General features: G+C 49.3%; 8 protein-coding genes. 7 read left to right on the top strand and 1 reads right to left on the bottom strand.

Features of this window, described 5'->3' with window-relative positions; translation table 11 throughout:
- The first annotated feature begins 147 nt into the window (after window positions 1–147).
- The 7 genes from ACJ8W9_RS09585 to ACJ8W9_RS09615 all read left to right on the top strand — a co-directional run bounded on the left by ACJ8W9_RS09585 (window position 148) and on the right by ACJ8W9_RS09615 (window position 8,375).
- The gene (locus ACJ8W9_RS09585; RefSeq protein WP_411359649.1) at window positions 148–546 is read left to right on the top strand and encodes a hypothetical protein; all 399 of its coding nucleotides are present in this window, start codon (window positions 148–150) and stop codon (window positions 544–546) included.
- Window positions 547–1,378: 832 nt separating this feature from the next.
- Entirely contained in the window at window positions 1,379–2,266 is an 888-nt protein-coding gene (locus ACJ8W9_RS09590; protein ID WP_411359648.1) for an RHS repeat-associated core domain-containing protein, read from the top strand.
- Window positions 2,253–2,516 (top strand): hypothetical protein, encoded by a 264-nt coding sequence (locus ACJ8W9_RS09595; RefSeq protein WP_411359647.1) that lies wholly within the window; start codon window positions 2,253–2,255, stop codon window positions 2,514–2,516. The genes ACJ8W9_RS09590 and ACJ8W9_RS09595 overlap by 14 nt, the downstream gene beginning before the upstream one ends.
- An 84-nt stretch (window positions 2,517–2,600) precedes the next feature.
- Window positions 2,601–3,029, top strand: a complete 429-nt coding sequence (locus ACJ8W9_RS09600; RefSeq protein ID WP_411359646.1) for a hypothetical protein — start codon at window positions 2,601–2,603, stop codon at window positions 3,027–3,029.
- Window positions 3,030–3,197: 168 nt separating this feature from the next.
- Window positions 3,198–3,836: a hypothetical protein gene (locus tag ACJ8W9_RS09605; RefSeq protein ID WP_411359645.1), complete on the top strand. Its 639-nt coding sequence runs from the start codon at window positions 3,198–3,200 to the stop codon at window positions 3,834–3,836.
- The gene (locus ACJ8W9_RS09610) at window positions 3,833–5,284 is read left to right on the top strand and encodes a Y-family DNA polymerase (RefSeq protein WP_411360929.1); all 1,452 of its coding nucleotides are present in this window, start codon (window positions 3,833–3,835) and stop codon (window positions 5,282–5,284) included. The genes ACJ8W9_RS09605 and ACJ8W9_RS09610 overlap by 4 nt, the downstream gene beginning before the upstream one ends.
- On the top strand, window positions 5,268–8,375 hold the full coding sequence (locus tag ACJ8W9_RS09615) for an error-prone DNA polymerase (RefSeq protein ID WP_411360930.1): 3,108 nt from the start codon (window positions 5,268–5,270) through the stop codon (window positions 8,373–8,375). Before ACJ8W9_RS09610 ends, ACJ8W9_RS09615 begins: the two co-directional genes overlap by 17 nt.
- A gap of 15 nt (window positions 8,376–8,390) precedes the next feature.
- Here ACJ8W9_RS09615 and ACJ8W9_RS09620 read toward each other — a convergent pair whose 3' ends face one another.
- Entirely contained in the window at window positions 8,391–8,930 is a 540-nt protein-coding gene (locus ACJ8W9_RS09620) for a gamma carbonic anhydrase family protein (protein WP_034734344.1), read from the bottom strand.
- Window positions 8,931–9,367 lie beyond the last annotated feature (437 nt).

Below are 9,367 nucleotides of genomic sequence, written 5' to 3' on the forward strand. Positions count from 1 at the left end.
AATTTTCGGCGCTTCAAACAAACCGATCCCATCGGCGGCTACTGAGCACTATAGATTTGGGAGTTTTGGTCAAATAAAATCTTTTGAAGGTTTACCGCAAAGCCTAAGACCGCGTAGCCCAGATTATGTATTATTGAGGGTCTATCAATGAGAGAATTTCTTGTGTTGGCTCTATCGGTTTTTGGTTTAAGCACATGCTATGCAAGTGAAAATGGGTGCTCATATTCTGAGGCTAGTATGATTGAAAATAGCAAGGAGTATGGGGAGCGATTTAACATAAGCATAGAGCTGATTGAAGCTAACTACAGAATAGATATTTATGTGCCTCCGTTCTTAAAGGATGGTAAGTTTCGACAGGCTTGGATCGTAAAAATGGATAGGAAAAATGACAAAGAATTATTTGTATTCCCGATTTCCTTGAATCAGGAAAACGATTTGTTAAATGGTTGGTTCAGTATAAGCGGTGATTTGTTTTCTGATATGATTTTATATGTTGACTACGGCGAAGATTGTCCTTTTACAGTTAAAAAATCAATCAAAGACTAACATGGCACTTGTTTATATGAAATCAGGTATGGTTGTTACCTATTGCTATTTTTGGTGTGAATGGCACTATTATTGAAAAAGTAACTTTTTCGTAGCAATTTCAATTGGCTTTTTTATCTTATTTGGGTGTTTGTTTGGCGATGTATAAACTTTTTCTTAAAACTGAGGACGACGAAGAGAAGTTTTATACACTTTCACCCAAGGAACGAGGCAAAATTATCGGGGATGAATTATCCGGTTGGTGGTAAAGTTAATTTGAATCCAAAGCCCCGCTTGTGTGGGGCTTTATTTTACTGATGTCTTGACAGGGCTTTATTATCAGGGCTTATATCGACCGAGTCACAGGCGAGCAACATATTTTAGTTCATACTGAATCACTAGAAGCTCACTTGCAGCTTGGAAACGGATGATATCGATTATGCATGACTGGACATTGACCGAGATAAGATATAGTTGGAGTGAAAGAGTTTGTTATCTTGTTGTCCGCTCTCTCTTGTTGACAACTGAGCGGATAGTTTGCCGTGAACCCATCAGTCTCAATTTAACACAAGAAGATGAGTGGGGTGAGAGCGTATCGATTAACTCGATAGAAATGAAACAATTGAGCAACGGATATGAAGAGTTGTGCATTGAGATGCAATCGGGGGATTCGATATACGTTCGAGCTAAACAAATCATATTACCCAATAACAAGCAAGAAGACTAAAGTTACCGAAATTGTTGGTGTTCGGAATTCTATGTCAGCTACGTTTACCTAGGCCGCACGGTTAGCAACAGCGATTACCAAATCCAAGTACCGACGTTGGCGACCGAGTTTTACAAAGTCAATGTGATGAACCAGTACACGGAGGTCGCCAGCGACAGCGCATTCGATATTCTGTCGTACACCCAAGTGGGCAATTTAGCCAACTTTGATGGCTGGAACTATGTTTACGATGCGCATAACCGATTGATAGAAGCCAACGACCCAAGCACCACGGTGGTGTTGAGCTACGATGCGATAGGCAGACTGACCCATACCGGCAGCTTGTTGCAGGCGCACCAGTATGACGCTTACGGCAATCCAAAGCATAGCAGCAGAGCGCGGTTTCGTTACACCGGACAAATCCTTATTCCCGGCACCGAGCTTTATTATTACAAAGCACGGGTTTACCATCCAAAGCTAGGCCGGTTTATGCAAACCGACCCCATCGGCTACCAAGACGGCATGAACTGGTATGCTTATGTGGGGAATGATCCGCTGAACCTCGTTGACTCGACGGGGAGATCTTCAGAGGAAGCTAATGTTTGGGCTAAAATGTTTGGGTCTTCTTCTGCTGATCACGCGACATCGAAAATAGATGATTCTATTGAAAGTGGTCGAGAGGCGATCACGAATTCTACTTCACCTGAAAATTTAAGCGCAACGTCTAATGCTCTTGCTGGTGCGACAGTTGTTGCTTTGTTGGCTGGCCATCCTGAAGTCGCAGCTTTAACAGGAACCGGATCATTCTTGGCGCAAGTTGGAGCTTCAATTCAAAGTGATGATCCAGTCGTGGGCCTAGCCACAGAAGCTGCGTTACAACTTACAGGTATGAAACTAGTCGGGACCGTGGCAAAAATTGCTAACGGAGCTTTAGACAGCGGTCCTGCTGTTAGAAATGGAATTGATGCTACATCGGATGGTACACAAACGGTCATCAAAAATGAAATACGGGAAGAGATTAATGATGAGCAATAAAAATCGTTTAGTTGCCTATGTAGATAAAAAGTATTTGTTTGCCTTTAGGGTTACGATGCTTCTGGTATCACTTCCATTTTTTTATGATATTTTCATGGTCCTCGCTTCAGGTATAGCTGATTCCGGAGGATACATATTTAAAAGGGGCGAACATTGGGGGTATTATGCATATCTATTTAAAGAATCATCATTCGCATTTTTGTTTGTCTGGTTGGGTACTTTAGGTTCCAAAGAAACGCCAAATAAGTAGTTTAATGACGTGAAACACAGGATACGACATAAAAACCCCCGATCACATTCTGAACCGTGTTTTTTGAATTTAGAGGCACATAAAATGATGCGATACCTAGCTCTATTACTAGGCTGCTTATCTTGTTCAGCACAGCCGCTGTGCCTCGATTTAGGCGAGTTTAGCGAAAATCGAGTTTTAGAAAATAGTTGGCTTGACGTCGAAATTGGAGTCGGGAGCAACAATTATTACACCGTTATTTTCAAGGTTCCGACTGATTTAAGCCATGCCGATTTGCCGAAAGACAGTAGTCTACAACGAGCAATATTTGCACTCGGGAGTAGTAAATCGAGCGATGCAGAGATTATTGTCGATATCGCACTACGCGAAGAAAATGATAAAACGTTAGGTCATTTTATTGTGAGCAAGGAAGCGTCAGCAAAATCGTGGCTTTGGCTTGAGTACGGACCGTGCAAAACATTCAACTTTAGAGTTACAGACATGATAGAAAATGCCGGGGAAACGATAGATTAATAAAAGTTCACCTTCAAACATGGATGTATTCAGCGAATTATTCACGGCCATTTTAGTGCAAGCGGCATAGCCTAGGCGAATGCCGCTTTTTTTTGTCCGCATGTTGCAGCAGGCGAAAAAAACAGCTAGATTAATACTGTATAAATATACAGTATTGGTGAGGTTGTTATGGCACATCCCTTACAAGAATTGGTGCACAAAGGGTGGCTTTGGCAAGGTCGTACTGCGGCTGAGCAAATTGCACCGGAACAGTTACAAGACAGTGGTTGGCCTGAGCTGAATCGACGCTTGGGCGGTGGTTGGTTGCGTGGAGCAGTGCACGAGCTACAAGTACAGCAGTCGTTTCAAGGTGAGCTAGCCTTGGTGCTGCCGGTGTTGCGTGCACAGACGCAGCCATGTTTATGGATTAACCCTCCGGCGCAGCCTTATTGGCCGGGGCTGGCTTATCAGCAGTTAAAGTGTCCGCCGATTTGGCTGCATGAGCAAGATACCAAACAAGCATTGTGGGCGTTTGAACAAGCGTTACAAAGTCGTGCGTTGGGTGCTGTTGTGGCTTGGTTTGATGACTTAGATAGCCATGCGGTGCGGCGGCTACAGCAAACGGCTGCGCAACATGAACAGTTAGCTTTTGTACTGACGCCGTGGCAAGCAACAACCGAAGCACGTGCTTACGTGAATCGTTTACAACTCCATTGGCAACAGCAGTTGCAAGTGCGCGTGATCAAGCGCCGGGGTGGCTGGCCGCTTCCTCCTGCGCCATGTGCGGTGACACAGTTATTACCTGAGCGGCGGCGGTTGTCGGCATGAAGCAAACGAAGTTCTGGTGGTTTTTGGCGCTGCCGCAGTTGTTGCTCGATGAGCAATTGAGTTTGCAAAGTTTGGAGCAACAGCAACAGCCACAAATTATTTGTGCTAACCGTGGTAATCGCGGGCCTCAGGTGGTGCAGGCCAATGCTGCGGCACAGGCTGCGGGTATTCAATTGGGTATGCCAGCGGTTACGGCGAGTACCTTAGTACCAGGCGTTCATCAGCGCCCGTATGAACGCGAGCGTGAAGGGGCGGTATTACGCCGCTTAGCCCAGTGGCTCTATCAAGATATCGCGCACATTGCGCTGTATCCGCCGCAAGGGCTATTGCTAGAAGTGCAGCATTTACAACGTTTGTACGGTGGTTATCAAGGGGTGCAGCGGCAGCTGCAACGGCGGTTACGACGGTTAGCTGTGCAGGTCGAGCTCGCTGCGGGTTATAGTCCTTTAGCGGCGCGCATTCTTGCCCAAGCGGGCGTCGCTTGCCTCAGTACCGATGCGCAAGAGCTACAAAATGCTTTAGCGCAATTGCCGCTGCGTTATAGCTTATTGCCTGTGACTCAGAGACAGCAGCTAGAAGATGCCGGTATAGAGCGCTTAGGCGATTTACTCCGCTTAGCGGTAAGTGAACTCGGCGTGCGTTTTGGACGTGACATGGTGAACTATGTTGCCGAATTACGCGGCGAACTGTGCCCGCCACAGCAGTATTTTCAGCCGCCGCTCAAGTTTCGCGAGCGTCTCGACTTGCTCACCGAAGCAACCAGTTGGCAGCAACTGGTGTTCCCGTTACGGCGTTTATTACAGCAACTTGAGGCTTTTTTGCAAAGTCGTCAGCTCAGTGTGAATGCTTTTGTGTTACTTGCGCACCATCGTGAGGGCGCACCGACGCGGGTGCGTGTCGCTTTTGCTTTGCCGTTGTGGCGCAGTCGTGATGTCCAGCAGTTGGTGCAGTTGCAATTAGAACGGCAGCAATTGAGCACGCCGGCATTAGAGTTAAGTCTGCACGCCGATGATTTTACTGAGCGGCAAGCGCGGACTGCGCAATGGTGCCCAACAACCGCGGCTGACGTGCCGAGTTCGCAGCAAACACATGCCTTGCGCAGCTTATTCGGTAAGTTACAGGCACGTTTAGGTGAAGGTGCGTTGCAGCAGGCGCAAGCATTGACCGACTGGCGTCCGGAAGCCGCACAGCAGTGGCTGCCACGTACGGCGACGCAGCCGGCGGGACCGCCAGCGCAACTACCTCGGCCTTTGTGGTTGCTGACCAGCGCCGAACCGATTGATATTGCGCAATGGCAATTGCATTGGGGACCTGAGCGTATCCAAAGTGGTTGGTGGGACGGGCAAGCCATTGATCGCGACTACTATATTGCACTGGATGCTCAGCAGCGGCAGGGGTGGGTGTTTCGCAGTCAGGGGGCGTGGTATCTGCATGGCTGGTTTAGCTGAACAAAACTGGCGGCCTGTTGCATTACAATGCGTCACCAACTACAGCTTTTTAGTCGGCGCTGCGCATCCGCATGAATATATTGAGCGTGCGTTGGCGCTGCATTATCAAGCTTTGGCGATTACCGATGAATGTTCAATGGCGGGCGTGGTACGAGCGTATTTGGCGCAGCGCTCAACCGCATTGCAGCTCTTGATCGGCAGCTACTTTCGCATCCCTGAGCTTGGCACAGTGATTCTATTGGCGCAGAACCGTCAGGGTTACGCGCAGCTGTGCCGGTTGATCACGAAGGCGCGCAGTCGTGCTAATAAAGGTGAGTATCAACTGTACGTTAGCGACCTCACAACGGAGTTAGCGCACTGCTTAGCGTTATGGCGCCCTGCGCATGAACGTGCTTTCGATGACCACTGGCAAACCTTGCAGGCAATGTTCCAGCAACGCTTATGGCTTGCCTATGCACGCCACTTTGCCGCCGATGACGCGCAACGCTTTCGCAGCTATCAGCGCTACCGAGCGGTGTCAGGTTTACCGGTAGTGGCAGCTGATGAGGTGCTGTATCCGGACCCAGAACGACAGCCTTTGCACGATGTATTGACCGCGATTCGGCAGAATAAAACGGTTGCCGATGTACGCGCAGACTTGCGCCCGAATGCGGAACACTACTTACATAGTGCGGCGCAACTGCAACGTAGCTATCCCCAAGACTGGCTGAGCGAGGCGCAGGTGATAGCCGCACGCTGTCAGTTTAGTCTGAGCGAACTGCGTTATCAGTACCCTGCCGAGTTAGTGCCGACCGGCCATAATGCCACGAGTTACTTACGTGAACTGGCGTATGCCGGTGCCAAGCAGCGCTTTCCGCAAGGGCTGCGTAGCGATGTCGCAGCTAAGCTCGAAAAAGAATTACAACTGATTGCCGAACTGCAGTACGAATATTTCTTTTTGACCATTCACGATATTGTGCGCTTTGCCCAACAGCGCGGCATTCTCTACCAAGGGCGAGGCTCGGCAGCGAACTCGGTGGTTTGCTATTGCCTACAAATTACTGCGGTGAACCCAGATCAAATCGATGTTTTGTTTGAGCGCTTCTTGTCGAAGGAACGCGATGAGCCACCCGATATCGATGTCGATTTTGAACACCAGCGCCGTGAAGAGGTGATTCAGTACATTTATCAAAAGTATGGCCGTAATCGTGCAGCGTTGGCGGCGACGGTGATTCGCTATCGCTTGCGTAGTGCGTTTCGCGATGTCGGTAAAGCGCTCGGCTTTAACGAGCAAGAGCTTGGCCACTATTTGCGGCAGATTGATCGGCGTGATCATGAAACGCCTTGGTATGAGCAACTGTTGCAATTGCAATCGGGCATGGCGGCGACCGAACGTGGCCGCTGGTTGATCACTTTAACCGAGCAATTGCTGAAGTTTCCGCGGCATTTGTCCCAACATGTCGGTGGTTTTGTCATTGCTGCGACGGAATTGACTGATTTGGTCCCGATTGAGCAGGCGAGCATGGCCGACCGCACGGTCATCCAGTGGGACAAAGACGACTTAGAAGCTTTAAAACTGATCAAGGTCGATGTGTTAGCACTCGGCATGTTAAGCGCCCTGCGCAAAATGTTGCAGTTAGTCGCTGAGCATGAGCAGCGGCCGTTAGATTTAGCTAGCATTCCGACCGAAGATGCTCGTGTGTATCAAATGCTGCAGCGCGGTGACTCTATTGGCGTATTTCAAATTGAGTCTCGCGCGCAAATGAATATGCTGCCGCGTCTGCGCCCTGCTACTTTCTATGACCTAGTGGTGCAAATTGCGATTGTGCGACCGGGCCCCATTCAGGGTGACATGGTGCATCCCTATTTACGTCGCCGCGCCGGTGCAGAAGCTGTGACCTATCCGAGTGAAGAAGTACGGCAAGTCACCGAGCGCACGCTTGGCGTCCCTATTTTCCAAGAGCAAGTGATTAAATTGGCTATGGTTGCCGCTGGCTTTAGTGGTGGCGAAGCCGATCAATTGCGGCGCGCGATGGCCAATTGGCGTAGCACCGGGGAATTACAGCAGTTTGAAAGTAAGCTGATCAACGGCATGCGGCAACGCGGCTACAGTATCGATTTCGCGCAGCGCATTTATCAGCAAATCTGTGGCTTTGGAGAGTACGGCTTTCCTGAGTCCCATTCGGCAAGTTTTGCTAACCTTGCTTATGCGTCGGCGTGGTTTAAGTATCACTACCCTGCTATCTTCTATTGTGCTTTGCTGAATAGTTTACCGATGGGCTTTTATTCCGCAGACCAACTCCTGCAAGCTGCGAAGCGCGAACATGTTGCGGTGTTACCGCTCGATATACAAACCAGCCAATGGCATCATCAACTCGTGCGTTTACAACAGGGCTTGGCGATACGTCTCGGTTTTTGCTTGGTGAAAGGTTTGTCCGCCACCGCTATCGAAGCCCTCTTAAAACAACGCCCGACGGCGGGATTCCATTCTTTATCGCAACTACGCGCGGCGGGCGCTAGTCCTGCTTTGCTACAACGCCTTGCCGCTGCGGGTGCGCTGCAGCAAATAAGTGGGGACCGTTTTCAGAGTCAGTGGCAAACCTTGGCTTTACCAGCACAACAATTACCTCTTTTTGCTCCTCTCGAAACACAAACAGCACCAACAGCAAAGCTACCACGGCCGACAGAGATTCAGGATATCGCTGCCGATTATCGTGTTTTAGGAGCTTCAACCCGCCGCCATCCATTGGCGCTGCTCCGTGAGCGTGGTTTATTGCGCGGCGTTAAACGAGCGGCTGAATTGTCGAGCTGTCGTCATCAGCAAGTGGTGTGTGTCGCAGGGCTGGTTACCTGTCGACAGCGGCCCGGTACCGCCAGTGGTGTCACCTTTATTACCTTAGAAGATGAAACCGGTATGGTGAATGTGGTGATATGGCAAGCGACAGCGCGCAGTCAACGCCAACCTTATCTAACCGCGAAGCTATTAAAGGTGTATGGCACCGTCGAAATTCACGGCGATGTGATTCATGTGATTGCGGGGCGGCTTGTCGATGGCGCCGACTTGTTGGCGCAGTTAAGTCTTGCAGCGCCCCGCTCCCGCGATTTTCATTAGTTAAACCTTAAAGGCTTAACTATTGTCGCTGTACTCGTTTTTGAGTTTTACGTAGTTGGCAGCCGTTGCTGGTAAGAAGGCGCGTTCTGCATCGGTCAGGGGGCGCTGCTCTTGTGCCGGACTGCCGACATATAAATAGCCACTGCGCAGCGTTTTGCCGGGCGGCACTAAACTACCTGCGCCAACAATCACATCGTCTTCTATTGTCACGCCATCCATCACAATCGCCGACATGCCGATTAACACGCGTGAGCCTATAGTGCAGCCGTGCAACATGACATGATGTCCTACGGTTACGTCATCGCCAATAATCAAAGGATGTCCGTCAGGATTGCGCTCACTTTTACGACTTACGTGTAAGACCGAGTTGTCCTGGATATTGGTACGCGCGCCAATACGGATAAAGTTAACGTCACCGCGTGCCGCTACTAACGGCCATACACTACTGTCTTCTCCTAAGCTGACGTCACCGATGACCACCGCCGATGCGTCGACATAAACATGGTCACCTAAAGTAGGTGATACACCGCGATAACTACGAATATCTGCTGGCATGAACCTTTACCTCTTAAATTGTGATCTTTTTGATCAGAAACCAATGCCTCTAGCTTAGCAAAACGCTTTAAAACAGGCGAGTTGATATAAAAAAGCAGCAACTTGCACAACAAAGCAGCAGTCAGTAAAAAAACAGCTAAAAATGACAAAAAGGTGCTTGACGCGGCCAGTTAAATCTCTAAAATGCGCCCCACGCTTGAGGCAGGCAACGAAGCCGCCAAAAGCAGCAGTTTTCAGTCTGAAAAAAATTAGCCGAAAGGCTTGACAGAAAACTCACAGGCTGTAGAATGCGCAGCCTCGCTCAACGCAGCGAAACGTTCTTTAACAATTTATCAAGCCAAGCAAACTGTGTGGGCACTTACCGGATTCAGGCAGAGAAAGCATCTTCGGATGCAACAAGTATCCTTCTTTTAACGAAGGGGATACACCTGACTGAT

The sequence above is a fragment of the Pseudidiomarina salilacus genome (genome assembly GCF_047323925.1).
GTDB classification, from domain to species: Bacteria; Pseudomonadota; Gammaproteobacteria; order Enterobacterales; family Alteromonadaceae; genus Pseudidiomarina; species Pseudidiomarina salilacus.

What these genes read in the sequence shown, in the direction of transcription:
- ACJ8W9_RS09585 (WP_411359649.1), top strand. Translation starts at nt 148, where the DNA reads ATGAGAGAATTTCTTGTGTTGGCTCTATCGGTTTTTGGTTTAAGCACA.
- ACJ8W9_RS09590 (WP_411359648.1), top strand. Translation starts at nt 1,379, where the DNA reads ATGAACCAGTACACGGAGGTCGCCAGCGACAGCGCATTCGATATTCTG.
- ACJ8W9_RS09595 (WP_411359647.1), top strand. Translation starts at nt 2,253, where the DNA reads ATGATGAGCAATAAAAATCGTTTAGTTGCCTATGTAGATAAAAAGTAT.
- ACJ8W9_RS09600 (WP_411359646.1), top strand. Translation starts at nt 2,601, where the DNA reads ATGATGCGATACCTAGCTCTATTACTAGGCTGCTTATCTTGTTCAGCA.
- ACJ8W9_RS09605 (WP_411359645.1), top strand. Translation starts at nt 3,198, where the DNA reads ATGGCACATCCCTTACAAGAATTGGTGCACAAAGGGTGGCTTTGGCAA.
- ACJ8W9_RS09610 (WP_411360929.1), top strand. Translation starts at nt 3,833, where the DNA reads ATGAAGCAAACGAAGTTCTGGTGGTTTTTGGCGCTGCCGCAGTTGTTG.
- ACJ8W9_RS09615 (WP_411360930.1), top strand. Translation starts at nt 5,268, where the DNA reads ATGGCTGGTTTAGCTGAACAAAACTGGCGGCCTGTTGCATTACAATGC.
- ACJ8W9_RS09620 (WP_034734344.1), bottom strand. Translation starts at nt 8,930, where the DNA reads ATGCCAGCAGATATTCGTAGTTATCGCGGTGTATCACCTACTTTAGGT.